Source organism: Vicinamibacterales bacterium (genome assembly GCA_036504215.1).
Classification (GTDB): domain Bacteria; phylum Acidobacteriota; class Vicinamibacteria; order Vicinamibacterales; family Fen-181; genus FEN-299.
On sequence record DASXVO010000075.1, the window covers coordinates 13780 to 40629 of the forward strand.

At 64.3% G+C, this 26850-nt stretch carries 21 protein-coding genes, 2 tRNA genes and 3 rRNA genes; 18 read left to right on the top strand and 8 right to left on the bottom strand.

Annotated features, from left to right (window positions below; genetic code table 11):
• Window positions 1–13 precede the first annotated feature (13 nt).
• The 6 genes from VGK32_20230 to rpsU all read right to left on the bottom strand — a co-directional run bounded on the left by VGK32_20230 (window position 14) and on the right by rpsU (window position 4282).
• Window positions 14–1312: a glycosyltransferase family 4 protein gene (locus VGK32_20230; GenBank protein ID HEY3384098.1), complete on the bottom strand. Its 1299-nt coding sequence runs from the start codon at window positions 1310–1312 to the stop codon at window positions 14–16.
• Window positions 1309–2211 carry a hypothetical protein gene (locus VGK32_20235; GenBank protein HEY3384099.1) on the bottom strand — a complete coding sequence of 301 codons (903 nt, stop codon included), beginning with the start codon at window positions 2209–2211 and terminating at the stop codon, window positions 1309–1311. Before VGK32_20235 ends, VGK32_20230 begins: the two co-directional genes overlap by 4 nt.
• A gap of 13 nt (window positions 2212–2224) precedes the next feature.
• Window positions 2225–3196: a decaprenyl-phosphate phosphoribosyltransferase gene (locus VGK32_20240; GenBank protein HEY3384100.1), complete on the bottom strand. Its 972-nt coding sequence runs from the start codon at window positions 3194–3196 to the stop codon at window positions 2225–2227.
• Window positions 3197–3214: 18 nt separating this feature from the next.
• Complete coding sequence (locus VGK32_20245; protein HEY3384101.1) at window positions 3215–3565, bottom strand: STAS domain-containing protein; 351 nt, start codon at window positions 3563–3565, stop codon at window positions 3215–3217.
• Window positions 3566–3746: 181 nt separating this feature from the next.
• Complete coding sequence (locus VGK32_20250; protein HEY3384102.1) at window positions 3747–4061, bottom strand: zinc-ribbon domain containing protein; 315 nt, start codon at window positions 4059–4061, stop codon at window positions 3747–3749.
• 23 nt (window positions 4062–4084) lie between these two features.
• Window positions 4085–4282 carry a 30S ribosomal protein S21 gene (gene rpsU / locus VGK32_20255; protein HEY3384103.1) on the bottom strand — a complete coding sequence of 66 codons (198 nt, stop codon included), beginning with the start codon at window positions 4280–4282 and terminating at the stop codon, window positions 4085–4087.
• A gap of 172 nt (window positions 4283–4454) precedes the next feature.
• On the opposite strand from rpsU, the gene purD reads away from it, so the two are divergent.
• Genes purD through VGK32_20275 form a run of 4 tightly spaced genes read left to right on the top strand, consistent with a single transcriptional unit; the run spans window position 4455 to window position 8162 of the window.
• Window positions 4455–5738, top strand: a complete 1284-nt coding sequence (purD, locus tag VGK32_20260; protein ID HEY3384104.1) for a phosphoribosylamine--glycine ligase — start codon at window positions 4455–4457, stop codon at window positions 5736–5738.
• A gap of 39 nt (window positions 5739–5777) precedes the next feature.
• Window positions 5778–6275, top strand: a complete 498-nt coding sequence (purE, locus tag VGK32_20265; GenBank protein HEY3384105.1) for a 5-(carboxyamino)imidazole ribonucleotide mutase — start codon at window positions 5778–5780, stop codon at window positions 6273–6275.
• Window positions 6276–6306: 31 nt separating this feature from the next.
• A complete protein-coding gene (locus VGK32_20270; protein HEY3384106.1) occupies window positions 6307–7560 on the top strand; it encodes a MiaB/RimO family radical SAM methylthiotransferase in 1254 nt (417 codons plus the stop codon).
• Complete coding sequence (locus tag VGK32_20275) at window positions 7557–8162, top strand: DUF4126 domain-containing protein (protein HEY3384107.1); 606 nt, start codon at window positions 7557–7559, stop codon at window positions 8160–8162. The genes VGK32_20270 and VGK32_20275 overlap by 4 nt, the downstream gene beginning before the upstream one ends.
• A gap of 21 nt (window positions 8163–8183) precedes the next feature.
• On the opposite strand, the gene rlmN is transcribed toward VGK32_20275, so the two are convergent.
• On the bottom strand, window positions 8184–9266 hold the full coding sequence (gene rlmN, locus VGK32_20280; GenBank protein ID HEY3384108.1) for a 23S rRNA (adenine(2503)-C(2))-methyltransferase RlmN: 1083 nt from the start codon (window positions 9264–9266) through the stop codon (window positions 8184–8186).
• A 215-nt stretch (window positions 9267–9481) separates the two neighbouring features.
• Between rlmN and VGK32_20285 the strand changes: the two genes are divergently transcribed.
• The 7 genes from VGK32_20285 to tyrS all read left to right on the top strand — a co-directional run bounded on the left by VGK32_20285 (window position 9482) and on the right by tyrS (window position 16994).
• A complete protein-coding gene (locus tag VGK32_20285; protein ID HEY3384109.1) occupies window positions 9482–10741 on the top strand; it encodes a pitrilysin family protein in 1260 nt (419 codons plus the stop codon).
• 83 nt (window positions 10742–10824) lie between these two features.
• Window positions 10825–12129, top strand: coding sequence for an adenylosuccinate lyase (purB, locus tag VGK32_20290; protein ID HEY3384110.1), 1305 nt, complete (start codon window positions 10825–10827; stop codon window positions 12127–12129).
• 120 nt (window positions 12130–12249) lie between these two features.
• Complete coding sequence (locus tag VGK32_20295; GenBank protein ID HEY3384111.1) at window positions 12250–12579, top strand: Dabb family protein; 330 nt, start codon at window positions 12250–12252, stop codon at window positions 12577–12579.
• A gap of 10 nt (window positions 12580–12589) precedes the next feature.
• Window positions 12590–14005: an amidophosphoribosyltransferase gene (purF, locus tag VGK32_20300; GenBank protein HEY3384112.1), complete on the top strand. Its 1416-nt coding sequence runs from the start codon at window positions 12590–12592 to the stop codon at window positions 14003–14005.
• Between the two features lie 19 nt (window positions 14006–14024).
• Window positions 14025–15050 carry a phosphoribosylformylglycinamidine cyclo-ligase gene (gene purM, locus VGK32_20305; protein ID HEY3384113.1) on the top strand — a complete coding sequence of 342 codons (1026 nt, stop codon included), beginning with the start codon at window positions 14025–14027 and terminating at the stop codon, window positions 15048–15050.
• On the top strand, window positions 15047–15658 hold the full coding sequence (purN, locus tag VGK32_20310) for a phosphoribosylglycinamide formyltransferase (GenBank protein HEY3384114.1): 612 nt from the start codon (window positions 15047–15049) through the stop codon (window positions 15656–15658). Before purM ends, purN begins: the two co-directional genes overlap by 4 nt.
• A 55-nt stretch (window positions 15659–15713) precedes the next feature.
• Entirely contained in the window at window positions 15714–16994 is a 1281-nt protein-coding gene (gene tyrS / locus VGK32_20315) for a tyrosine--tRNA ligase (GenBank protein ID HEY3384115.1), read from the top strand.
• A gap of 32 nt (window positions 16995–17026) precedes the next feature.
• Here the strand turns inward: tyrS and VGK32_20320 are convergent, their stop codons facing one another.
• On the bottom strand, window positions 17027–17818 hold the full coding sequence (locus VGK32_20320; GenBank protein HEY3384116.1) for a phosphatase PAP2 family protein: 792 nt from the start codon (window positions 17816–17818) through the stop codon (window positions 17027–17029).
• An 870-nt stretch (window positions 17819–18688) separates the two neighbouring features.
• On the opposite strand from VGK32_20320, the gene VGK32_20325 reads away from it, so the two are divergent.
• The 7 genes from VGK32_20325 to VGK32_20355 all read left to right on the top strand — a co-directional run bounded on the left by VGK32_20325 (window position 18689) and on the right by VGK32_20355 (window position 26696).
• A 16S ribosomal RNA gene (locus tag VGK32_20325) occupies window positions 18689–20242 on the top strand.
• A 194-nt stretch (window positions 20243–20436) separates the two neighbouring features.
• A tRNA-Ile gene (locus tag VGK32_20330) sits at window positions 20437–20513 on the top strand.
• 106 nt (window positions 20514–20619) lie between these two features.
• Window positions 20620–20695: transfer RNA gene (locus VGK32_20335), tRNA-Ala, on the top strand.
• Between the two features lie 147 nt (window positions 20696–20842).
• A 23S ribosomal RNA gene (locus tag VGK32_20340) occupies window positions 20843–23835 on the top strand.
• Window positions 23836–23991: 156 nt separating this feature from the next.
• Window positions 23992–24108 (top strand): 5S ribosomal RNA (rrf, locus tag VGK32_20345).
• Together the 16S, 23S and 5S rRNA genes with 2 tRNA genes alongside form the textbook arrangement of a ribosomal RNA operon.
• Window positions 24109–24429: 321 nt before the next feature.
• Entirely contained in the window at window positions 24430–25497 is a 1068-nt protein-coding gene (locus tag VGK32_20350) for a hypothetical protein (protein ID HEY3384117.1), read from the top strand.
• Between the two features lie 11 nt (window positions 25498–25508).
• On the top strand, window positions 25509–26696 hold the full coding sequence (locus VGK32_20355) for a DegT/DnrJ/EryC1/StrS aminotransferase family protein (protein ID HEY3384118.1): 1188 nt from the start codon (window positions 25509–25511) through the stop codon (window positions 26694–26696).
• Window positions 26697–26850 lie beyond the last annotated feature (154 nt).

Below are 26850 nucleotides of genomic sequence, written 5' to 3' on the forward strand. Positions count from 1 at the left end.
CATCCTTCATCCTTCATCCTTTGATGACGGACGGTCCCTTCGGCAGATCGTCGAGCACGTATCGCGCGGGCCTCAGCGTGGGCTTCCGGCGTTCGAAGAAGCCCGGCAGCGGCGCGTCGAGGGGCGACGGCCGCGCAGGCGCCTCGCGCGACAGTCGATCGACCATGTCGAGATACTTCCCCTCGATGACCGGCCACGTATAGTGCTGCTGGAAGTACCGGCGGCCGTTCGCACCGAGCGCGTGCGTGTCCTCAGGGTGCCTGGTGAACCAGCCAATCGCCTCTGCGAACTCGTCCCAGTTGTCGTAGAACAGCCCGGCGTTGCTGCGCAGGCATTGGCCCTTCAGCACGTCGCACCGTCCGTTGGCGAGCACCGGCCTGCCGAGTGCCCATGCCTCGAGCGCGACCATCGACAGGCTCTCGAAGTACGACGGCATCACCAGCATGTCCGCCGCCGCCAAGCCATCGAACTTGTCCTCGTCGGACACGAAGCCCAGGTGCCGGATGTGCGGGCTCTCGGGAATCGGCAGGATCGAGTTGCCGCACAGCACCAGTTGCAGCGGCTCGCGCGTCGTCCGGAGGTAGCGCTGGAAGAAGTCGAACAGCTCGGCGCACCCCTTGTTCTGGTCGATGCGCCCGACGTAGATTGCAAAACGGCGGTCGATGCCGAATTTCTGACGAAACCGCGCGGGTTCGACGCGATCCGGAACGTCGGAGCCTATTCCCACGACCACGCCCGGCACGTCGCCGTTCCCGGAGACGCTGCCGATCAGGTCGCGCTCCTCGAACGAGTTGTACATCAGCGCGCGCACGCCGTTGAACAGCGGCGGGAACAGGCCGAGGCCGATCGCCGGATCGCGCTCGGCGGTTGGCACGAGCACCGCCCGGTCCGCTGCCGCCCGCGTCCCGTAGTACGCGTGGTAGTACCGGTAGCTGAAGAAGAAGTAGTAGTCGTAACGGTCCCGGTTGGCGCGCACGAAGCGAACCAGCGCCGGGCTGGTCGGTCCTTCTTCGTCGAGCCACCGCAGTTCGTCCTGCATCGAGTGTGTCTCGTCGAAGACGACGGCCGAGCGGCGGCCGAAGCGTCCGGCATCCCGCGTGTGTCGGACGGGGAACCGGCGGACCGGCACGCCGTTGATCGTTTCGAGACCAGCCGGCAGCGCGTTGGCCCACGACACGTAGTCGGTCGCACAGGTGGTGAGGACCTCCACCTCGGCGTGACGGGCCAGCCGCTCGGCCACGTAGCGCGCGTGCAGCTCGGCCCCGCCGTTGATCGCAGCTCCGTAGCGCTGAACGACGACTGCGAGCTTCACTGGTCCTGGCGATCGGTGCCGGCGCGGTCATCGGCCCGGGACGGCGGTTCCTGGGTGTCCGGCTCCGCCTGAGTAGCTGGCTGAACCTGGGCGTGCGGCTGCGCCGGCGTGCCGTCGAAATCCAACGTGTCCTCGGCGCGTTCCTCATCCGCCTCGTTCGCGGCCGGGCTCGCGTTGACGGCGCCCTCGGGCCCCGAACTGCGTGCGGCGCCTCCGCGACGGCCACGCCGGCGGCGCCGGCGGCGCCGCTGCTCGGCGCTGCCCTGGTCGGCGTCGCGCGGCGGCTGTTCCGATCCACCCGCCGGGGTCCGGTCGCTCTTCGATCCGGGTGCCGGTTTCGCGTCGGCGGTGGGCACCTCACCCGGTCGGTACTGAACCACACCTTCCAGCGCCCGCGCGCGTCGCTCGCTGAAATCGAGGCGGCTCGAGAGCGACTCCACCCGCATCTTGAGGTTCTTGACCTCGATTCCCAACCGCGTGGTCTCGAGCACGAGGTTGTGGATTAGCTCGTAGGAGAGCTGCGTGTATTCCGCGTGATGCCGGTTGATCTGGACCTGCGTGTGCAGCGAGTGGATCAACCGGTTGATGTTCAGGAACAGCATCATCAGCGGCCGCAGGACCCGCCGTATCCACCGCAGTGGCGCCCGATGGGACTCGAAGAGCGTGTTCTCCTCGAAGCCGTAGTCGGGCAGCGGATCGATGCCGCCCGTGCGGAACTGCTGCAGCAGCTCGGACCGAACCTTCGTCGGATCGAGGAAGCGTTCGAGTTTGACCGATGCGAGCTCACGGATCTGCGCCTCGGTGTAGTCCACGCCGCGCTTCTCGCGGATTCGGGCGCGGATCTGCTGCATGAGCTGCTCGACGTTCACCGAGTCGGAGCGGACGTTGAAATCGGACATCTGTAGGGACCCTCTATCTCCACGGCCAGTACGCAATCAACATCCCGCGATACACGATGCCCACCACCGAGGCCACCCACAGGGCGACGCAACCGAGCAGCGGGCGGTCATTCAGCAGCATGGCTGCCGGGCTTCCTCCTCCCTCCTTCTGGTGCACCAGGTAGAGGTAGCGGAAGATGCCGTACAACGGGAACGGGATCGTAAATCCAAGGAGGTCAGTTCCGAATTTCTCCACGGTTTCCGGGCTGATCGTGTAGAAAATGTAGGCGATGAGCGTCGAGGCCGTCACCACGCCAATCATCTGGTCGAGCAGGTATGGCGTGTACTCGCCGAGGATGCGTCGATGCTGGATCGCGCCGCCCGCGAGCAGCGTCAGCTCCTGGCGGCGCTTGCTGAGCGCGAGAAAGAGTGCGAGCAGCAGCGTGCACACCAGCAGCCAGTGGCTGATCGGCACCGCGATGACGACCGCACCGGCCACCGCGCGCAGAACGAATCCCAGGGCCAGCGTCAGTACGTCCACGATGACCACGTGCTTCAGTCGGGCCGAGTACGCGGCCTGCAGCGACACGTAGAGGACGGCAACCAGACCGAAGGCGGGCCGGATCCAGAAGGCCACGACGAGCGAACAGCCGGCCAGCAGGCCGACCGCCGCCAGCGCCGCCGCCGCCGACAACTGGCCGGCCGCGATCGGACGCCGACACTTGAGCGGATGCCGACGATCGGCGTCGCGATCCGCCACGTCGTTCAGCAGGTAGACCACACCCGACAGGGCGCAGAAGACGAGAGCCGCTGCAGAGGTCAGTGTCAGCGCCCACGGCTCGAACAGCTGTCCGCTGAACAGCAACCCCGCGAAGACAATGAGGTTCTTGGTCCACTGCTCCGGTCGAAGCGAGACCAGCAGGCTGACCAGCGGGGATCGAGCCGGGGCGCCTCCTGTGAGCAAGGCGTCCCGGGTCACGGCATCCGGAAGTGGACTACGCGCCATGAAGCGCGGCTGGGAGGATTAGACGCCGGTCGAGCTGAAGCTCTTGACCGCGTCAGATTCCGATTCGTAAGTCTCGAACACTGTCAGCAGCTTCGTGATCGCCAGCAGATCCTGGATCCGCTTCGTCAGGCTGAGCAGCTTCAGGCTGCCGCCCTGGCGGCTGACCGTCGTATAGGTGCGCACGATTTCGCCGAGACCCGCGCTGTCGATATAGGGTACTTCCGCGAGATTCAGCACCAGCTTCTTCTGACCCTGCTGGACCAGACTGTTCACCTTGTCGCGGAGCAGTTCATCGCCCTCGCCCAGCGTCATCTTGCCGTTCATGTCGATGATCGTCACGTCCCCGACGGATCTCTGATGGATATGCATTCCGCATTCCTCCCGCCTGTGCGCGAGCGACCGGCCGTCAGGCGACAACCGCGGATCGCCGCGACTCTTCAAGGCGCCTAATACTATCGCAGCCCGGAAAACAGCGTCAACCAGCCCGGACTCCGAAAAAAAGGGGGGCCGCACCTGTGCACGGCCCCCCGGGCAATCCCGATCGGAATTCCTACACGCCGGCGCCACCGGCCCCCGCGAACTTCCGCTGCTGGAAGCACTCGCGGCAGTAGACCGGGCGACCCTGAGTTGGCTTGAACGGAACCGTGGTGAGTTTTCCACATTCCGAACAGTTGGTCTGGGTCTCGACGCGTTCCCTGGCCGGACTCGCCCCGGCCGGCCGACTAGCCCGCTTGGTCTTGCACGACTTGCACCGTTTGGGCTCGTTCTTGAAGTTCTTGTCGGCGAAGAACAGTTGCTCACCTGCGGTCCAGATGAACTCCGTTCCGCAGTCCACGCAGCGCAGGGTCTTGTCTTGGAATTCCATCGGTGGATACCCCCCGCTTCTCGCTACTCCAGCTCGCGTCGGAGTTTCTTGCGGCTCCGCTTGCGCGCCAGTGCCTGCTTGGCACGACGCTTGTCCCCTGGCTTCAGGTAGAAGGAGTGCTTCTTGATATCCTTGATGATATCTTCCTGCTGAACCTTCCGCTTGAAACGCCGAAGGGCGCTCTCGACTGACTCGCCTTCTTGTACTTTGACTTCAGCCACGCCCTACAACACCCCCTTACCGGCCCGGCTGGCACGTATCCCATCCTGGTAAACTACCGGAATATGCTAGGCTATCACAGGTAGTCGCGGATTCTAGGGCTAAAGATGACGTGGAGTCAACGAAATACTAACTCCTTGTACATCAGCGACATACCTCCAACGCGCGACCTCCATGAAACTCTTGATCATCGGTTCCGGCGCCCGTGAGCACGCCCTCTCGTGGAAGCTGGGGCGTGAATCGGCTGCTCATGAGCTCGTTTGCGCCCCTGGGAACGCCGGCATAGCGGACGTGGCCCGGCTCTCGCCGGTCGACCCGGCCGACCCGGAGGCGGTCTACGCACTGGCCGAGCGGGAAGGTGCGGACCTGACCATTATCGGCCCGGAACTGCCGCTCACGCATGGTGTCGCCGATCTGTTCGCCGCCCGCGGCCGCCTGCTCCTCGGTCCCACCCGGCTGGCGGCTGAGCTCGAGTCGAGCAAATCTTTTGCGAAGGACTTCATGCGGCGTCACCGGGTGCCGACCGCAGCCTACCAGATCTGCGAGTCGCCGGAAATCGCGCTGGCCGTGCTCGCGACTCGTCAGTTCGGCTATCCCCTGGTGATTAAGGCGGACGGCCTGGCCGCCGGCAAGGGCGTCGTCATCGCGAAGGACCAACTGAACGCCGCCCACACCATCAAGTCGATGATGGTGGACCGACGGTTCGGCGACGCCGGGACTCGCATCGTGATCGAGGAGTTCATGGAGGGCCAGGAGGTGTCGGTCTTCGCGCTGACCGACGGCCGTCGGGCCGTGCTGCTGCCGACCGCGCAGGACCACAAGCGAGCCCATGACGGCGACCGCGGGCCGAACACCGGCGGCATGGGGGCATTTGCGCCGAGCCCGCTCGTGGACGACGAGCTGCTCGATCGGATCCGCGACACCATCGTTCTGCCGACCATCGACGGGATGCGCGCCGAAGGCCGCGAGTTCCGGGGCTTCCTGTACGCAGGCCTGATGCTCACCCGCGAGGGTCCGAAGGTCGTGGAGTTCAACGTGCGGTTCGGCGATCCGGAGGCGCAGGTCGTCCTGCCGATGATCGACGACGAGCTCGCTCCGCTGCTTCGCGATGCCGCCGCCGGAAAACTCGGCCAGGACTCGTGCCGGGTGCGTGACTGGCCGCGGGTCGGCGTCGTGCTCGCCTCCGGCGGCTACCCGGATTCGTACGAAACGGGCAAGCTCATCACTGGTCTGGCGGATGCCGCCTCGGTGCCGGGTGTGGTCGTCTTCCACGCGGGCACCGCGCAACGCGGCGCCGAGATCGTCACCGCTGGTGGACGTGTGCTGACGGTGGTGGCCGAAGGCAAGGACTACCGCCAGGCGATGGCACGGGCGTACGCTGCGGCCGGCCGGATCGGCTTCGACGGCATGTTCATGCGCAAGGACATCGGACTGAAGGCACTCTCAGCTCGAGGCTGAGCAGCGACCTCCGACTGACACTCCGCGGATCCGACTGATATGTCACCTATCTCCGTCCTAATCCTGATCGGCTCCGATTCGGATGCGCCCGTGATGCAGCCGGCCGCGGACCTGTTGAAGGAACTCGGCATCCCGTGCGAGATGACCGTGGCGTCAGCGCACCGTTCACCGGCCCGCGTGCAGCGCCTGCTTGCCGAAGCGCCAGGCCGCGGCGTGCAGGTGTTCATTGTCGGCGCGGGCGCGGCCGCTCATCTGGCGGGCATGGTTGCGGCGCACACCACGCGACCCGTCATCGGCGTGCCCATCGATTCGTCCGCGCTGAACGGACTCGATGCGTTGCTGTCCACGGTGCAGATGCCGCCGGGCGTCCCGGTGGCCACGGTCTCGATCGGGAAACCCGGCGCGACGAATGCCGCCGTGCTGGCCGCGCAAATGCTGGCCCTCGCCGACCCGGCACTGTCGGCCCGGCTCGACGAGTACAAGAAGACGCTGGCCGACAAGGTCGAACAGGCTGCCTCGCGGATTGCGCCGTCGTAATCCCAGCGCCGAAAGTCGAGAGCCCAGAGCCTTGAAGTACGCCATCCTGACGTTCGGCTGTCGCGTCAACCAGGCCGACTCGTTCGACTTCGAGCGCGACCTGCATGCGTGTGGTGGTGTGCCGGCCCCGCCCGAGACCGCCGACGTGGTTGTCGTCAACACGTGCACGGTGACGGCATCGGCGGACCGGAGCGCAAGAAGCGCCATCCGCCGAATCGCCAGGGCGAATCCGAACGCGCACATTCTCGCCACCGGGTGCTACGCGACGCGTCTGCCGGGCGATCTCGACCGACTGCCCGGTGTCGTGGCGCTGCTGCCGAACGACGGCAAGCAGCAGTTCACCGACTGGCTCGATCAGTACGCCGACCCCGAAATACGGGCGGTCGAGCCGTTTCGACACCAGGCGCCCATCCCGGGCACCGCCGGGCGCACCGCCTATCCGCTTCGCGTGCAGACCGGCTGCGACGGGTCTTGCAGCTACTGCATCGTGCCGAGCACCCGCGGCGTCAGCCGCAGCCAACCGCTGGAGGGCGTGCTGCGCCAGGTTCGGCGGCTCGAGGCAGCGGGATACCGGGAACTGTGGCTGACCGGCGTGCATCTCGGCTCGTATGGGCGCGATCTCCGGCCGGCGTCGTCGCTGGCCGATCTGCTCACAGCCCTCGATCGTGTGCCGGGCGACGTGAGGTTCCGAATCAGCTCGCTCGAGCCGATGGACTGCACGTGTGGGATTGTCGATTTCGTCGCAGGCTCGCGCCGCTTCCTGCCCCACCTGCATCTTCCCTTTCAGCACGTGAGCGCGCGGATGCTCGAGATGATGAGGCGCCCATATTCGTTTGAAACCTGGAACCGATTGATCGATCATGTTCGCGATCGCCTGCCGGAGGCCGCGATCGGCGGCGATGTCATCGTCGGATTCCCTGGAGAGACCGACCGCGACTTCCAGGCGCTCGCGGATTATCTCGAGCAGGCGTCGCTGACGCATCTCCACGTCTTTCCGTATTCCGATCGGCCCGGAACCGCGGCGGCAGCCTTTCCGTCGAAAGTCGGTGTCGCCGAGATCCGCCGCCGGGCTGACACGGCGCGTCGGCTTGGTCGGGCCCTGACCGATCGCTTCGTGTCCCGCATGCTGTCGACGACTCGCAATGGGCTGACGCTCGGTGACGGGACGCTCGTGCTGACGGACAACTACCTGAAGGTACGCATTTCGCCGGGCCATTCACGAAACGTGCGCGTGCGGGTCAGGCTGCTGCACGCGGATCCGCTGCGCGGGGAGGTGGTGGCGTGAAGACGCTGGCGCTGCTCGGAACGACGCTCGGTTTCGCGTTCAGCGCGGGGCTGAATCTCTACGCGACCGTGCTCGTCATCGGCCTGGCCGTCCGCGTTGGCTGGGTGGCGCTCCCCGGCCAGCTGTCGAGTCTGGCGATCCTCGGCGACCCGATTGTGCTCGGCGTGGCCGGCGTCATGTATGTCATCGAGTTCCTGGCCGACAAGATCCCCGCCGTCGACCATGCATGGGATCTCGTCCACACGTTCATCCGCCCGATCGGTGCGGCGTGGATCGCGTGGCGCACGATCGGCGGAGCCGGGTTCTCGGAACCGGGCGAGGTGGCGCTGTTGCTCGCCGCCGGCGGCGTCGCCCTGTCCGCACATGCCGGAAAGGCCGGAACGCGTCTCGCGAGCGCGTCGGTTGGCGGGCACGTCTTCGGCCTCGGCGTGCTGCTGAGCCTCGCCGAGGACGTCATCGCCTTCGTCTTGACGCCACTGGCCATGCTGCAGCCGCTGTTGGTGCTGGCGTTCGTGTTGGTGGCGCTCTGCGTCCTGGCGGCGTTCATCCCGCTGACGATCCGCGCGATCAGAAGGAAGAGGAGAACGGCCCCGACCCCATAGGATGGCCTTCCGGCCGGCCGTTCAGCGCATCGCATCCGCAAGTTTCTGCCCCGCCGATTTCGTCTGTCCCTCGACGATGAGTTGACCGCAGGCCGCGCGGATATCGCGCCCGCGGCTCTTCCGTACCGAAACCGTCAGGCGGTGATCGGCCAGAATCTGCGCGAACCGATCGACACGATCGTCGGATGGGCGGGAAAACGGGATACCCGCCGCCTCGTTGAGCGGGATGAGGTTCACCTTCGAGCGGACGCCGTTGAGCATGTGGACGAGTTGGTGCGCGTCCTCTGGCGTATCGTTCACGTCCGCCAGCATCACGTACTCGAACGTGATGCGTTCGCGTCGTTTGACGGGGAATCGCTGGCAGGCCGCGATGACCTCGCTGATGCTGTACTTCCTGTTGAGGGGAACCAGCAGGTCGCGCTGGGCTTCCGTCGTCGCGTGAAGTGAGACAGCCAGGTTCGGCATGTACGGTTCCTGGGCGAGACGGTCGAGTGCGGGGACCAGGCCGACCGTGGATAGCGTCACGCGTCTCGGCGACACCGCCAGCCCGTCCTCGTCGCCCAGAATCCGCAGCGCCCTCATCGTCTGGTCGTAGTTGTGGAGCGGCTCGCCCATTCCCATCAGCACGATGTTGAACCTGGCGTCGAGGAGGCCGAGTTCGCGTGCCAGGACACGAACCTGACCGACGATCTCACCCGCGTCGAGGTTTCGCGTGAGACCCATCTTGCCCGTCAGGCAGAACGCGCAGTTCATCGCGCAGCCGACCTGCGTCGAGATGCAGAAGGTCTGTCCGGGCGAGTCGGGGATGAACACCGCCTCGATACGGCGGCCGTCGGCGAGCTGGAGCAGCAGCTTTTCGGTTCCGTCCGACGCCCGCTCACGTCCGGTGATGGCCGGGGTGGACACCCTCACCGCCTGGCCCAGATCCGCCCGCAAGGTTTTCGACAGATCGGTCATGCGGTCGAAGTCGGTCACGCCGCGTTTGAACACCCAGCGGTAGATTTGGCGGGCGTGGAACGTGGGAATGCCCCGATCGCGTAGCAGGGTCTCGAGTTCGCGGCGTTCGAAGCCGCCGATATCGGTCGGCAGGGATGGGTGGGGCACGGTTTGACCTGGCTTTCCGGAGTGGGATACTCCCGCTATTATGCCCGATCGGCGCGGAAGCTTCCCGTTGAAGGTCAGGCACCGGGCATGTTATCATCAGGGTGTCTGGTGGTGATAATTCCTTTTCTGTCAACGATTTGCGGACCATTGACGACTCGGTCCACCCGTACGCTCCACCCCTCCGCCAACACGTCACACTGGGAACCGAGCACACCATGATCGTCCGCGAGGTCCTCGGAAGCGGCCTTCGTCTTCTCACCGAATCGATGCCGCACGTCCGTTCCATCAGCGTGGGCGTGTGGCTGACGCGGGGGTCGCGTCACGAGCCCGAGGAACGCAGCGGGATTGCCCACTTCGTGGAGCACATGCTGTTCAAGGGCACGGCAACGCGGAGCGCCGAGGACATCGCGCAGGCCATCGATTCGATCGGCGGACAACTCGATGCCTTCACGGCCAAGGAATACGCCGGCTACTACATCAAGGTGCTCGACGAGCACCTGCCGCTGGCCATGGAGATTCTCTCCGACATCGTGCTGCACCCGGCGTTCGACGCCGACGACATCGAGCGTGAGAAGAAGGTCATCCTCGAAGAAATCAAGATGGTCGAGGACACGCCCGACGACCTGGTCCACGAGTTGTTCACGCAGACGTTCTGGGAAGGCCACCCGCTCGGCCGGCCGATTCTCGGGACGCCTGACACAGTGGATGCGCTGACCCAGGAGACGCTTCGCGACTACTTCCGGCGCGTCTACACGGCGAACAACTTCGTCGTTGCCGCGGTCGGCAACCTGGACCATGCGCGCGTCGGGGAGTTGGTGGAGCGGGCGTTTGCCGACCTCACGCCGACCGGCGAGGTAGCGGCCGATATCGTGCCCCGCGTCCTGCCCCGGTTTGCCGTGCGGAACAAGGATCTCGAGCAGAGCCACATCGTCCTCGGCACGAGCGGCTATTCACAGAGCCACGAGGACCGCTACGTCAGCTACGTGCTGAACACGCTGCTCGGCGGGTCGATGAGTTCGCGGCTGTTCCAGAACGTGCGTGAGAAGCGCGGGCTGGCGTATGCGGTCTTCAGCAGTCTGAGCGCGTACCGCGATGCCGGTGCGCTGACGATCTATGCCGGGTGTGCGACCGAGGCGGTGGCCGAGGTGATTGATGTGACGGTCGAGGAACTCCGGGGCGTGAAGAACGAGCCGATTCCCGAGACCGAGCTCCGTCGAGCCAAGGATCACCTCAAGGGCAGCATGATGCTGAGCCTCGAGAACACCGCGAGCCGGATGTCGCACGTCGCCCGCCAGGAGATCTACGGCGACCGGCGTTTCGGCCTCGACGAGACGCTCGAAGGCGTCGAGCGGGTCACGGTGGACGATGTGCAGCGGGTGGCGCGCGATCTGTTCGTGAACGGCGGGCTCGCCGGAACCGTGCTGGGCCCGCTCGACGGGTGGCACTATCCGATCGATCGCCTGACGCTGTCGTAGCGCCCTCGTTCGACGTCCTGCATGCTGAACGGAGCGCTTTTCACTCGGCATTTCTCAGGGGCTGTCCTGGGGAGGGGTGTGACGTGATTGCCCGATACACCGGTGTCGCGATGGGGCGAATCTGGAGCGAACAGCGGCGGTTCGAGACGTGGCTCCAGGTCGAAATCGCGGCGGCGGAAGCCATGGCCGATGCCGGCATCATCCCGGCGGCGGCGGCGCGCGCGATCCGTGAGCGGGGAGCCTTCGACGTGGCGCGCATCGAGGAAATCGAAGCGAAGACGCGCCACGACGTCATCGCCTTCACGACGGCGGTGGCCGAGCACGTGGGCGAGGAGGCGCGCTGGCTCCATTTCGGCCTGACCTCGTCGGACGTCATCGACACCGCGCAGGCGCTCCAGATGCGCGAAGCGTGCGACCTGGTGCTCGAAGGGATGGCAACACTGAGCGACGCCGTCCGGGCGCGCGCGGAGGAGCACCGCCGAACGCCGATGATCGGCCGCACCCACGGCGTCCACGCCGAGCCGATGACCTTCGGCTTGAAACTGGCCCTGTGGTACGCGGAGCTGCAGCGGGACGTCGAGCGCGTGCGTCGGGCGCGGGCCGGCATCAGCGTCGGCAAGATCTCCGGCGCGGTCGGCACGTTCGCGCACCTCGACCCGGCGATCGAGGTTTCGGTGTGTGCGAAGCTCGGGCTCGACCCGGCGCCCGTCTCCTCTCAGATCATCCAGCGCGACCGTCACGCGGAACTCCTGTCGTCGCTGGCCATCACCGCGGCGTCGCTGGAGAAGTTCGCCCTCGAGATCCGCGGCCTGCAGAAGACCGAGATCGGCGAGGTCGAAGAGCCGTTCGAGACCGGGCAGAAGGGTTCGTCCGCCATGCCGCACAAGCGAAACCCGATCGGGTGCGAGCAGGTGGTCGGCCTGGCGCGGCTGCTTCGCGGCAATGCGATGGCGGCGATGGAGAACATCGCGCTCTGGCACGAGCGGGACATCTCGCACTCGTCGGTCGAACGCGTAATCCTGCCCGACAGCTTCATCGCGCTCGACCACGTGCTCCGCCGCTTCGCGAAAATCGTGCGCAACATGGTGGTCCACCCGGAGCGGATGCGCGAGAATCTGGAGCGGTCGCGCGGTGTCGTCTTCTCCGGAACGGTCCTGCTGGAACTCGCACGCCGGGGTGTGGCGCGGGAGCAGGCCTACGAGTGGGTGCAGCGGAACGCGATGCGCTCGTTCGAGGAACAACGGGCCTTCAAGCCGCTCCTGCTCGAGGATGTCGAGGTTGGCCGCGTCCTGTCGGCTGCGGACATCGAGCGTGCGTTCGATCTCGATGTCCACCTGCGGCACGTCGATCGCATCCTCGATCGGGTGTTTCAGACCATCACCACCTGACGGGCCCGGTCGGGAGGACCCCAGAATGGGCGAGGCCGCCCGCGTTGGCACGGACACTCGGAGTGGCACGGGCGTTCCGCCCGAGCGGGCGGCGCTTCGGCGGCCCACGGAGGTTTGCTCATGGTCGTGCGCATCATTCTCTTTGCGTTGCGTCCGGATCTCTCCGACTACGACAGTCGAATCCTCCTGGCGACGATCAACGGGACGGTGAAGAGCGTGCCAGGGATCCTCAGCTTCAATGTCGGCAGGCGACTGGAGACCGACGGCACCTACCGCCTGGGAGGCACCCTCGAGGCAGCCCCAGGGCCCGACTACGATTACGCGGCGGTCTTCCAGTTCGAGGACAAGAAGGCGTTGCAGAACTACCTGCACCACCCGGCGCAACACGAGTTGAAGACGCGCTTTGTCGCCGCCGTCACGGCAGCGACGACGGCGGATTTCGAGATGTGACACGGGCCTGATGATGTTCGACAAGCTCCACGAAGAATGCGGCGTGTTCGGGATCTGCGGCCATCCGGAAGCGTCGAAGATGGCCTACCTGGGCCTCTACGCCCTCCAGCACCGCGGCCAGGAGAGCGCCGGCATCGCGGCGTCGGATGGCCAGCGGATGATCGCGTACCGCGCGATGGGCCACGTGGCCGACGTGTTCACCGAGGGCGAGTTGGCCCGCCTGGCGGGCAGCCTGGCGGTGGGCCACGTGCGGTACTCGACCGCCGGGGCCAGCAAGCTCGTCAACGCCCAGCCGATCCTGATCGACTGCCAGCACGGCCAGATCGCGCTCTGCCACAACGGGAACCTCGTCAACGCGAGCGAACTGCGCGACGACCTGGTGCGCGACGGCGCGATCTTCCAGACGAGCAGCGATTCCGAGGTGGTGCTGCACCTGTACGCCCGGTCGAGGGCCGGTTCGGTCGAGGAGGCGATCATCGAAGCGCTGGCGCAGATCCGGGGCGCGTTCTCGCTCGTCCTCGCGACCAAGGACTGCCTCATCGCGGTCCGCGACCCGCACGGGTTCCGACCGCTGGCGATGGGCCGCCTCGGCGATGCCACGGTCATCGCCTCCGAGACGTGCGCGATGGATCTCATCAGCGCGACCTGGGAGCGGGACGTCGAGCCCGGCGAGATCGTCATCGTGTCGTCCGCCGGTGTCCGGTCGATCAAGCCGTTTCCGCCGGCGCCCCGCTGCCACTGCATCTTCGAGCACGTCTACTTTGCCCGTCCCGACAGCTACGTGTTCGGTGAGAGCGTCAATTCCGTCCGCACGGAGTTCGGCCGATTGCTCGCGCGCGAGGCCCCCGTGCCTGCGGACGTCGTGGTCCCTGTGCCGGATTCCGGCGTATGCGCGGCCACGGGCTACGCGGAGGAGGCGGGCTTGCCGCTGCGGATGGGGCTCATCAGGAACCACTACGTGGGCCGCACGTTCATCGAGCCGCAGCAGTCGATCCGCCACTTCGGCGTGAAGGTGAAGCTGAATCCGGTTCGCAGCATCCTCGACGGGCAGCGCGTCGTGCTCGTCGACGACTCGATCGTGCGCGGGACGACGTCGCGGAAGATCGTCCGGATGATCAAGGCGGCAGGCGCCCGGGAAGTGCACGTGCGCATCAGTTGCCCGCCCACGATCTCCCCGTGCTTCTACGGGGTGGACACTCCGCGGCGTTCCGAGTTGATTGCGGCCACGCACACGCTCGAAGAGATCCGGAAATACCTCGAGGCCGATTCGCTCCAGTACCTCAGCCTCGAAGGGCTGCTCTCGGCCGTCAACTCGCACCGGACCAGCTACTGCACGTCGTGTTACACGGGGCACTACCCGCTCCCGTTCCCGAAGGACCAGGCATCGCAGGTGCAGTTGCCGCTTCGCCTCGTGGAGCGCCCGTAGCGGCGGTCGGAGGACCTCGATGGACTACAAGACCTCCGGCGTGGACATCGACGCCGGCCTCGAAACGGTTCGGCGCATCAAGGGCCTGGCCCGCGCGACCTTCACGCCCGGCGTGCTGTCGGAGATCGGCTCGTTCGGCGGCCTGTTCCGCGTGGAGCCTGGGCGGTTCGCCGACCCCGTGCTCGTGGCGAGCGCCGACGGCGTGGGCACGAAGCTCAAGGTCGCCTTCATGGCGAACCGCCACGACACAGTGGGCGAGGACCTCGTCAACCACTGCGTCAACGACATCCTGGTCCAGGGCGCACGGCCGCTGTTCTTCCTGGACTACCTGGCCACGGGCTGCCTGGCCCCCGACGTGGCCGAGCAGATCGTCGCCGGGATCGCGCGCGGCTGCCGCGCCAACGGCTGTGCCCTGCTCGGGGGTGAGACGGCGGAGATGCCGGGTTTCTACGCGGCCGGCGAATACGACCTCGCGGGCTTCATCGTCGGCGCTGTCGATCGGGCGAAGGTGGTCGACGGGTCGGCGCTCGCGGCCGGCGACGTCCTGATCGGACTCGCGTCGACCGGCCTCCATACCAACGGCTACTCGCTCGCGCGCCGAATCGTATTCGACATCCTGGGGCTCGGTGTCGACTCGGTGGTCGCTGAACTCGGCACGACCATCGGAGAGGCCCTGCTCGCGGTGCATCGATCCTATCTGCGCGTGATCGAGCCGCTGCTCGATGAGGATGACCTGGTCCGCGGCCTCGCGCACATCACCGGTGGCGGCATCACGGACAACCTGCCACGGATCTTCCCGGCTGGCGTTGGTGGCGTGATCGACCGTCGCGCCTGGGACGTGCCGCCGCTGTTCGAATTCCTCGGCAAGGCCGGCCAGGTCCCGGCCGACGACATGTATCGCTCGTTCAACATGGGGATCGGACTCATCGTCGCGTGTCGCGCGCAGGATGCCGACCGTCTCCTGGCTGCGCTTCGAGCGAGTGGCGAACAGCCCCGTGTGATCGGCGAGCTGGTTCGGGGTGACCGGCTGGTGCGCTACCGATGAATCGGACGCTCGGCGTGCTGATCTCGGGCCGGGGCAGCAATCTGCAGGCGATCGTCGACGCGATCGCGGGCGGCACGCTGCATGCGCGTATTGCGGTCGTGATATCGAACCGCGCGGATGCCGCCGGTCTCGAACGCGCGCGACGGGCCGGCATCGAGACCGCCTGCCTCGACCACCGGGCGTTTGCCTCGCGCGAGGACTACGACCGGGCGCTGGCCGGGGAGTTGCGCGCCAGACACGTGGGTCTCGTGTGTCTCGCCGGTTTCATGCGTCTGCTGAGCCCGGTCTTCATCGACGCGTTTCCGCACGAGATCCTCAACATTCACCCGTCACTGCTGCCAGCCTTCCCCGGTCTCGATGCGCAGCATCAGGCCTGGGCGCACGGCGCAAAGGTCAGTGGCGCGACGGTGCATCTCGTGGACCGCGACCTCGACGCGGGCCCCATCGTCCTTCAGCGCGCGGTGGTTGTGCTCGACGACGACACGCCCGACACGCTGGCGGCACGCATCCTGGTCGAGGAACACAGGCTGTATCCCGAGGCGATCCGGATTCTGCTCGACGGCGGCTGGCGGATCGAGGGGCGACGATTCGTCGCGCCGGCCCGCTGACCGGCCGGCGCGCTATAGTACTCAGTTCACATCTCTGGAAGGGGCGATCGAAAGCATGGCGAGCGACGTCTACCGTGAATTCGAGTGGCGGGGCATGGTGTACGAGGGGACCGAGGGGGTGCACGACGTCCTCGCACGTGAGAAGGTCACCTGCTACATCGGGTTCGATCCGACTGCATCGAGCTTGCACGTGGGCTCGCTCCTGCCGCTGATGGCGTTGGCGCGGCTCCAGCGCTTCGGACACAGCCCCATCGCGATAGCTGGCGGCGGCACGGGCATGATTGGCGACCCGAGCGGGAAGACCCAGGAGCGCCAACTCCTGAGCCTCGAGCAGATCGACGCGAACCTGGTCGGCATTAGAGCCCAGCTCGAGCGGTTCCTCGACTTCAACGCCGCCGCCAACCCCGCGCGCATCGTCAACAACGCCGACTGGCTGGCGAAGTTGAGCCTGATGGAATTCCTCCGCGACACGGGCAAGTACTTCACCGTGAACTACATGCTCGCGAAGGAGTCGGTGAAGCGGCGCATCGAGCAGGAGGACGGGATCTCGTACACCGAATTCTCGTACCTCATGCTGCAGGCGTACGACTTCCTCACCCTGTTCGACCGCTACCGGTGCACGCTGCAGCTCGGTGGGAGCGACCAGTGGGGAAACATCACCGCGGGCTGCGATCTGATTCGCAAGCTCCGCGCCGCGAAGGCGCACGGCCTCGTGATGCCGCTGGTCACGACGGCGTCGGGCGTGAAGTTCGGCAAGACGGAAGCGGGGGCCATCTGGCTCGACCCGACCCGCACATCCGACTTCCAGTTCTTCCAGTTCTGGTTGAACACCGACGACCGCGACGCGCTGAAATACCTGAAGTACTTCACCTTCCTCACCGAGGAGCAGGTGACGGCACTCGAGCGCGAACTGGCGGCGGCGCCCGAGAAGCGGGTCGCGCAGCGTGAGCTGGCGCGCGAGGTCACGAGGCTCGTCCGCGGCGACGAGGCGGTGGCGCGAGCGGAGCGGGCCAGCGGGATCCTGTTCGGCGGCAGCATGGCCGACGCAAAGGCCGACGACGTGCTCGAGGTGTTCGCGGACGTCCCATCCACCGAGATCGACGCCGCACGATTCGCCGCGCCGGGCCTCGCGATCGCGGAAGTCATGAGCCTGACGGGCCTCGCGGCGTCGAAGGGAGAGGCCGGTCGCCTGATCAAGGGTGGCGGCGTCTATCTGAACGATGCGCGCGTCACCGACGAGCGCGCGAGGCTGACGCTCGAGCAGGCGATCGACGGGCGGCTGTTCGTGTTGCGCAAGGGACAGCGAAGCCGACACGTGGTCCGGGTCCGGGGGTAGGGCCCCGGCCCTCGCCCCCTGTGGTCGAGCCGTCACCAGGTCCAGGTGGCGATCAACTGGCCGCCATGCGCGTTGACCGACGGCGTGATCGTCGGACGCCCGACGGACCGGGCATCCTGGAGCGCGGGGATGCCGTATCCCACGGCCACGCCGACACCCGCGCCCGCGATCACGTCGGTGAGGTAGTGCCGATCGGCGGAAACCCTGAAGTAGGCAGTCGCTGCCGCGAGCGGCACCCCTGCGATCCACAGCCACCCGGTCGGGCGGCCCCGCGCCGCCGTTTCATGCGCCACCGACACGAGCAATGTGAAGGCATCCGCCGTGTGCCCGGAGAAGAACGACGTGTTGCGGTCGTTCGGCTGGTCGACGGACCCGGGCCTGCGGTAGCGATATGACGGCCGCTCGCGTGCGGCCGCAATCTTCACGGTCTGCGCGATGAGCGACGTGGTCGTCAGCGCCTGGACGACCGTGAGGATGCCGCGCCCATCCAGGTCCCGACGGACCAGCACAAGTCCGAGCGGCGTGAACGCGGTGACATAGCTGAGGGTGTCGGCCCTTCCGAGGTTCGCATCGGACCATCGCAGCGCGTTCCGCACCGAGCGGTCGAGGCCGTTCACCGCATCGGCTCCGGAGGCCGTTGTCTCGCACCAGTGGCAATTCGCGGGATCGAGCAGAGAGGACGCGGCGAGCGCGCTCGCCAGGCCCGCGATCGTCACCGGCAGTTCCCACCGTGAGATGGGGGCGCGCTCTCGCGCCGGCTGGGGCGACTGCGCCTGCGCGGGTGCGGCGACGATCAGCGCGACGATGAGCAGGCGGACGATCATCACCAGTGGTCTCTGCCGGGCCCGAGCCGTCATCGAACACGACGGCGAGTCCGCATTCGAGCGAGCCGATCGACCATGCACGCGGGGAGCCTCCGCATCCGTCGGACCGTCGGGCCTCCGAAACAGTATGTGCCATTTCGCCGATGACCCTCCAAGGTGGGGGTTCCGGCGGAGCGGGGGGGGCGTGGGCTGTCGCCGGTCGTCGACCCAGGGATTGGCGAGAGGCCTGCGAGACAGGCTTGCGAGCGAGACTTGACACATGGACGGGCGACGGTCTATATTGTCCTTCTGCCTCGGACGTGACCCATCGTAACGACGGTGGCTGATTGCTCCAGTTGGACCGGAGCAATTTTTGTCTCAGTTCACAGCGGGACCCACGGCAACCAAGAAGTTCCACCGCGGAACAAAAAGGGTTGACAAGGGGAGGCAGGGTTGGTAAGCTCGTAAGGTTCCCCAAAACGAAGGTTGTTTGGGGGCGCTGCTCGGCGAGATTGGCAGCCCGAAAGAAAAGGGTTGACAGGGTAGGCGAGCAAGGGTAACATCAGAAGGTTCCCTTACGAACGGTGGTTAGGGAGCGAGTCGCGAAAGTGGCGACGTTCTGGTCGGTTCTTTGAAAACTAGATAGTGCGTGCAAGCACACACAGTATCCGATGAGGTCTCGCCGAAGCGCGCAAGCGCGGAGGCGGACGGAGTCGGAACACAACCCGTCGAGTATCAGCCCGCGGGCGTCTGGCTGGAGCGCGCGTAAGCGCGCGAAAGCTGACGAAACCGTGGCAATTCGACAATCCGATACAACGCAGCAGAGCCAAAAGTTCTCGCGTTGAAGCGTTTGCTGAAGGCGGCCGCAAGGCTGCTGGAGGCGACAATCTTTAACATGAGAGTTTGATCCTGGCTCAGAATCAACGCTGGCGGCGTGCCTAACACATGCAAGTCGAACGCGAAAGGGGCTTCGGCCCCAAGTAGAGTGGCAAACGGGTGAGTAACACGTGGGTGACCTGCCTTCGAGTGGGGGATAACGTCTCGAAAGGGACGCTAATACCGCATAACATCCTGCCTTTAAACAGGTGGAGATCAAAGCCGGGGACCGCAAGGCCTGGCGCTTGGAGAGGGGCCCGCGCCGGATTAGCTAGTTGGTGAGGTAACGGCCCACCAAGGCGACGATCCGTAGCCGGCCTGAGAGGGCGGACGGCCACACTGGGACTGAGACACGGCCCAGACTCCTACGGGAGGCAGCAGTGGGGAATTGTTCGCAATGGGCGCAAGCCTGACGACGCAACGCCGCGTGGAGGACGAAGATTTTCGGATCGTAAACTCCTGTCGAGCGGGACGAACGGCCCGGGACCTAACACGTCTTGGGAGTGACGGTACCGCTAAAGGAAGCCCCGGCTAACTCCGTGCCAGCAGCCGCGGTAATACGGGGGGGGCAAGCGTTGTTCGGAATTACTGGGCGTAAAGGGCGCGTAGGCGGCCTACTAAGTCAGACGTGAAATCCCTCGGCTCAACCGGGGAACTGCGTCTGATACTGGAAGGCTTGAATTCGGGAGAGGGATGCGGAATTCCAGGTGTAGCGGTGAAATGCGTAGATATCTGGAGGAACACCGGTGGCGAAGGCGGCATCCTGGACCGATATTGACGCTGAGGCGCGAAAGCCAGGGGAGCAAACGGGATTAGATACCCCGGTAGTCCTGGCCCTAAACGATGAATGCTTGGTGTGGCGGGTATCGATCCCTGCCGTGCCGGAGCTAACGCGTTAAGCATTCCGCCTGGGGAGTACGGTCGCAAGGCTGAAACTCAAAGGAATTGACGGGGGCCCGCACAAGCGGTGGAGCATGTGGTTCAATTCGACGCAACGCGAAGAACCTTACCCAGGCTTGAACTGGAAGTGACATTCGGTGAAAGCCGACTTCCGCAAGGACACTTCTAGAGGTGCTGCATGGCTGTCGTCAGCTCGTGTCGTGAGATGTTGGGTTAAGTCCCGCAACGAGCGCAACCCTCGTTCTCTGTTGCCATCAGGTTATGCTGGGCACTCTGAGGAGACTGCCGGTGATAAACCGGAGGAAGGTGGGGATGACGTCAAGTCAGCATGGCCTTTATGTCTGGGGCTACACACGTGCTACAATGGCCGGTACAAACCGCTGCGATCCCGCGAGGGGGAGCTAATCGGAGAAAGCCGGTCTCAGTTCGGATTGCAGGCTGCAACCCGCCTGCATGAAGTTGGAATCGCTAGTAATCGCAGATCAGCAGGCTGCGGTGAATACGTTCCCGGGCCTTGTACACACCGCCCGTCACATCACGAAAGCCGGCTGTACTAGAAGTTGCTGAGCTAACCCGCAAGGGAGGCAGGTACCTAAGGTATGGTCGGTGATTGGGGTGAAGTCGTAACAAGGTAGCTGTAGGAGAACCTGTGGCTGGATCACCTCCTTTCTAGAGTACGCTTGACGTTCGAGGTTCGGAGTTCTGGGTTCGCCCAGGGCCGAGAGCCGAGAGCGGAGAGCCTCTCGAGATCGATCTGGTACTCAGGGTTGTCGTTGGTTTGCACGCCTATCTAGTTTTGAGAGAATCGGCCGAGTCATTGGGGCCTTGGGCCCTGGCGGCCGTGGGAGAGATACAGGGCTCAGGGGCCTGTAGCTCAGCTGGTTAGAGCACACGCTTGATAAGCGTGGGGTCACTAGTTCGAATCTAGTCAGGCCCACCAACTTTGGAGTGGCTGTTGCGAATTGAATAGCGTGCGGTGAGCACGTCGAGACGGATTCCCTTCCTATCGATCTCACCTCGCGCCACGCAAGCAGACAACCGAGTTCGGGGAATTAGCTCAGCTGGGAGAGCGCCTGGTTTGCAACCAGGAGGTCACCGGTTCGAGCCCGGTATTCTCCACCAAGCTTTGAGCCCGCCAGACCAGCGGCGGACGTTCTTTGACAACTGAATATCCTGCAAACGGTAGTTTCTGACAAAGCACACGCAGTGCGATCTCTGATTTCTTGGTGTTCGCGGGCGACCGCGGATGTGAAGAAATCGGGTTCTTATGGTCAAGCTACTAAGGGCGTACGGTGAATGCCTTGGCGCCAGAAGTCGATGAAGGACGTGGTAAGCTGCGATAAGCTTCGGTGAGCCGCAAACAGGCTTCGACCCGGAGATTTCCGAATGGGGAAACCCACCCTGGTTAATACCGGGGTATCCCACGCTGAATACATAGGCGTGTGGAAGGCAACGCGGGGAAGTGAACCATCTCAGTACCCGCAGGAAGAGAAATCAAACGAGATTCCGCTAGTAGCGGCGAGCGAACGCGGACATAGCCCAAACCTCTGTGCTTGCACAGTGGGGTTGTAGGGCCTGCCGGGCCGCAAGGCCGGCGAGTTACCAACCAGTTTGCTAGTCGAACGCTCTGGAACGAGCGGCCATAGAGGGTGACAGCCCCGTAGGCGAAAGCATGCTGGCTCGCTGGGTAGGTTCCTGAGTACCGCGGGACACGAGAAATCCCGTGGGAATCCGGGAGGACCATCTTCCAAGGCTAAATACTCTCTGGCGACCGATAGTGAACCAGTACCGTGAGGGAAAGGTGAAAAGCACCCCTGTGAGGGGAGTGAAATAGTACCTGAAACCGTATGCCTACAAGCAGCGGGAGGGCGTTTGCCTGGAGCTTGCTCCGGGTGTTGCCTGACCGCGTGCCTTTTGCATAATGAGCCGGCTAGTTATTCTCAGTGGCAAGGTTAAGCGTAAGCGAGCCGTAGCGAAAGCGAGTCCGAAATGGGCGTTTAGTCGCTGGGAATAGACGCGAAGCGAGGTGATCTACCCTTGGCCAGGGTGAAGCGCGGGTAACACCGCGTGGAGGCCCGAACTAGTGTTGGTTGAAAACAACTTGGATGAGCTGAGGGTAGGAGTGAAAGGCCAATCAAACCTCGTGATTGCCCGTTCTCCTCGAAATATCTTTAGGGATAGCCTCGGGAGGTCGGCGTTGGTGGTAGAGATCTGAATGGACTAAGGGGCTTACCAGCTTACTGAATCCAACCAAACTTCGAATGCCAACGACACGTATCCCGGGAGTCAGACGGTGGGGGCTAAGCTTCATCGTCGAAAGGGAAACAGCCCAGACTACCGGCTAAGGTCCCAAAATCTGTGCTAAGTGGTAAAGGATCTGGAGACACTCAGACAACCAGGAGGTTGGCTTAGAAGCAGCCATCCTTTAAAGAAAGCGTAATAGCTCACTGGTCAAGTGGCTCCGGGCCGACAATATAACGGGGCTCAAGCACAGTACCGAAGCCGTAGATTGGAGCAACCTTCGGGTTGCACAGTGGTAGAGGAGCGTTCTCACAGCAGTGAAGCCAGACCGTAAGGACTGGTGGAGTGGTGAGAAGTGACCCTGCCGGCATAAGTAGCGAGAAGAGAGGCGAGAATCCTCTCCGCCGTAAGCCTAAGGTTTCCTGAGGAAGGTTCGTCCGCTCAGGGTTAGTCGGGTCCTAACGCGAGGCCGAAAGGCGTAGCGGATGGATATCGGGTTAATATTCCCGAACTACCTGGAAAACGTTATCACCGATGGGGGGACGCAGGAGGCTAACCGGGCCCACGATTGGAAGTGTGGGTTCAGGCATGTAGGGGGATCCGCCAGGTAAATCCGGTGGGTCACATTCCCTGAGGTGCCATGGCGAAGCGCGCAAGCGCTACAAAGCCGGTCACGCCACGCTGCCGAGAAAAGCCTCTAGGGAGTATTCCAGGTACCCGTACCGCAAACCGACACAGGTAGGCGAGGAGAAAATCCTCAGGCGCAAGTGAGAACCCTCGTTTAGGAACTCGGCAAACTCGCCCCGTAACTTCGGAAGAAGGGGTGCTCCATTAACGTCAGCCGGTTCGCCCGGCGAAGCGTGAAGGAGTTGCAATAAAGAGGCCCAGGCGACTGTTTACTAAAAACACAGGGCTCTGCTAAGTCGAATACGACGTATAGGGCCTGACGCCTGCCCGGTGCCGGAAGGTTAAAGGGAGCGGTTAGCCGCAAGGCGAAGCTGCGAACTGAAGCCCCGGTAAACGGCGGCCGTAACTATAACGGTCCTAAGGTAGCGAAATTCCTTGTCGGGTAAGTTCCGACCTGCACGAATGGCGTAACGATCTGGGCGCTGTCTCAACGAGGGGCACTGCGAATTTGTGGTTCCGGTGAAGACGCCGGATACCCGTGGCTAGACGGAAAGACCCCGTGCACCTTTACTACAACCTAGTAGTGAATGCTGACGCATTATGCGCAGGATAGGTGGGAGACTTTGAACCGGGCTTTTTGGGGTCCGGGGAGTCAACGGTGAGATACCACCCTTACTGCTTCGGCGTTCTAACCTCGTTCTGTTATCCAGAACAGGGACACTGCTAGGCGGGTAGTTTGACTGGGGCGGTCGCCTCCTAAACTGTAACGGAGGCGCGCGAAGGTTCGCTCAGGCTGTTTGGAAATCAGCCGTAGAGTGCAAAGGCATAAGCGAGCTTGACTGCGAGACCTACAAGTCGAGCAGGTGGGAAACCAGGCCTTAGTGATCCGGTGGTTCCGCATGGAAGGGCCATCGCTCAACGGATAAAAGGTACGCCGGGGATAACAGGCTGATCTGAGCCAAGAGTTCACATCGACGCTCAGGTTTGGCACCTCGATGTCGGCTCATCGCATCCTGGAGCTGTAGCAGGTTCCAAGGGTCCGGCTGTTCGCCGGTTAAAGCGGTACGTGAGCTGGGTTTAGAACGTCGCGAGACAGTTCGGTCCCTATCTGCCATGGGCGCAGGAGATTTGCGGGGGGCTGTCCTTAGTACGAGAGGACCGGGATGGACGCACCTCTAGTGTACCAGTTATCCTGCCAAGGGTAGCGCTGGGTAGCTACGTGCGGAAGGGAGAAACGCTGAAGGCATCTAAGCGTGAAACCCTCCCCAAGATGAGATCTCCCGAGCCGTAAGGCTCCTAAAGGCTCCTGGAAGACTACCAGGTGATAGGCCAGGTGTGTAAGGATGGCGACATCCTAAGCTAACTGGTACTAATCAGCCGTGAGGCTTGACCATAAATATTTCGATCGCATCAGCACGTGCGGCGTTCGAAACTACCGTTTGTAGGGTATTCAGTTGTCACCCGATCTTTTACAAGTTTGAATCGCCCCGCGTCTCAGGCGCGTATGTCGCCGAGCACGACGTAAGTCTGCGGGGCCGTTCAAAGAGTTTCCCGGTGGTCATAGGGGTAGGGTCACACCCGTTCCCATTCCGAACACGGAAGTTAAGCCTACCACCGCCGATGGTACTGCAGGGGTAGCTCTGTGGGAGAGTAGGTCGCTGCCGGGGATATACCAAAGGCCGCCTGTCGCTTCGCGATAGGCGGCCTTTCTCTTGTACGCGGCGACCTGTGTGCCTGAGCCTCGCTTCCCGGGCAACGCCACTTCGGGTGGCGTTGCCAGAAGAGTCAGCCTTCCCCAGATTTCGACCCGCTACAGCGGCGTCCCCCTCCCGACCGACGCGAACGGCCACTCACGCCGATCGAAGGCACGGACATCGGTCGACCACCACCCTGCGCCGCCCGCCGCCCCGAACCGATACTTCTTGGGGGGCTGCGTTCGGCCGCGGTCCGAATCGGCAGTTGAGGACCGTACTGACGTGGGAGGAGCCGTGATCATCAGCAGAACGCCCTACCGCATCTCGTTCTTCGGCGGGGGCACCGACTATCCGGAGTGGTACCGCGAACACGGCGGCGAAGTCCTCGCGACGACCATCGACAAGTACTGCTACATCACCTGCCGCTACCTGCCACCGTTCTTCCAGCATCGAATCCGCCTCGTCTATTCGAAGATCGAAGACGCCCAGACTGTCGCAGAGATCCAACATCCCGCCGTGCGCGCCGTACTCACGCACCTCGCGATCAACCGCGGCCTGGAAATCCACCATGACGGTGACCTTCCCGCGCGCAGCGGCATCGGGTCGAGTTCATCGTTCACAGTAGGCCTGCTGAACGCAGTGCATGCGTTGCACGGGCGCATGGTCGGGAAACGACAGCTCGCCCTCGACGCCATTTACCTCGAGCAGGAGGTCCTCAAGGAGAACGTCGGCTCTCAGGACCAGGTATTGGCCGCGCACGGCGGGTTCAATCACATCGAGTTCCACCCGGACGGCCAGATCTCCGTCCACCCGGTCACGCTCACGCCACATCGGATCCGCGAGCTGAACAACCACCTGATGTTGTTCTACACGGGAATCGCCCGGACGTCCTCCGACGTCGCCGCCACGTTCCTGGGCAGTCTCGACAGCCGCCGCCGTCCTCTCCGGATCATGCGGGACCTGGTCTCGGAAGGGCTGAGCGTCCTCGGCGCCGGCGGTGACATCGAGACCTTCGGCCGCTTGCTCCACGAACTCTGGCAGGTGAAGAAGGGGCTGAGTGACCGCGTCTCCTCGACCGAGGTCGATGGCCTGTACGAGTCAGCTCGCGCTGCTGGCGCCATCGGCGGCAAGCTGACAGGCGCCGGCGGGGGCGGCTTCCTGCTTCTCTTCGTCCCGCCGGACCGGCGTCAGTCCGTTCGACAGGCGCTCGAGCGCCTCATCCACGTGCCGTTCGCCTTCGAGTCGTCCGGGAGCCAGATCATCTTCTTCGACCCGGAAGCCGACTACGCGGCCGAGGAGCAGATGCGCGCCGGCCAGCTGATTACTCCCTTCCGATCGGTCGATGCCGCATCCGTACTGTGACTGGGGTGGAGATGGCGTTCAATTGGCCGTTGATGTCGAACAACGTCACCCGCGAGGATCTCCAGGCCCTCACCGTCTATCTGGCGGGCGAGAACCCGATGATCACGCAGGCGGGTCAGGTCAGGGCCTTCGAGCAGGAATGGGCCGCATGGCTCGGCGTCAAGCACAGCGTCATGGTGAACTCGGGGGCCTCCGCCAACCTCGTCACGATGGCCGCCGTTCGCGAGTGTTTCGGCGACGGCGAAGTGATCGTGCCGACGCTGACGTGGATCTCCGATATCGCCTCGGTGCTCCATGCCGGCCTGGCGCCGGTCTTTGTCGACATCAACCCGCGCACGCTCGGCATGGACACCGACTGCGTACTCACCGCGCTGACGCCGCGGACGCGCGCTGTCTTCCTGACTCACGTCCTCGGGTTCAACGCGCTCGGTGATCGCCTGCTGGACGAGCTGCGGGCACGCGGGATTGCGCTCGTCGAAGACGTGTGCGAGTCGCACGGCGCGACATTCCGAGGCAGGAAGCTGGGGACCTTCGGGCTCGTGTCCAACTTCTCCTTCTACTACGCGCACCACCTGACCACCGGAGAGGGCGGGATGGTGTGCACCAACGACGACCGAATCTTCGACATCGTCCGCATGTACCGGTCTCACGGCCTCGTGCGGGAATCCGTTTCGGCCGAGACCCGCGGCGCCTACGAACAACGACACCCCGACCTGAACCCGGAGTTCATCTTCGCATACCCGGCGTACAACGTCCGCAGCACGGAACTGAACGCCGTCATCGGGCGGTCCCAGCTCCCGCGCCTCGACGGAAACAACGACCAGCGTCGCGAGAACTTTCGAGCCTTCCTCGCCCAGCTCGACACCCGCTGGTTCCAAACGGATTTCGACGCGGAGGGCAGCTGCAACTATGCCTTCACCCTCGTGCTCCGCCAGCCCGACGCCGGCCTGCGCGACCGCGTCGAACGGGCGCTTCGCGACAACGGGATCGAGTTCAGGCGTGGAACGTCCGGGGGTGGAAACCAGCTGCGTCAGCCCTATCTGCGTCGCCTGTACCCGGAGATCGATCCGGCATCCTTCCCGAATGTCGACCATGTTCACTTCTACGGCTGGTATATCGGAAACTATCCTGGTCTCCCGGCGGCGTGGATCGCGGATCTTTGCCGCCTGCTGAACGACACAGCGTCCGGGACCAGGTAATCGACCTCCAGGGATCGGGGGCTTTCGACCATGACCAATGTGCTCGTCACCGGCGGCGCCGGGTACCTCGGCAGCGTTCTCGTCCCTGCGCTTCTCGACCGCGGCTTTGCCGTGACGGTGCTCGACAGCTTCATGTGGCACCAGACGAGTCTCG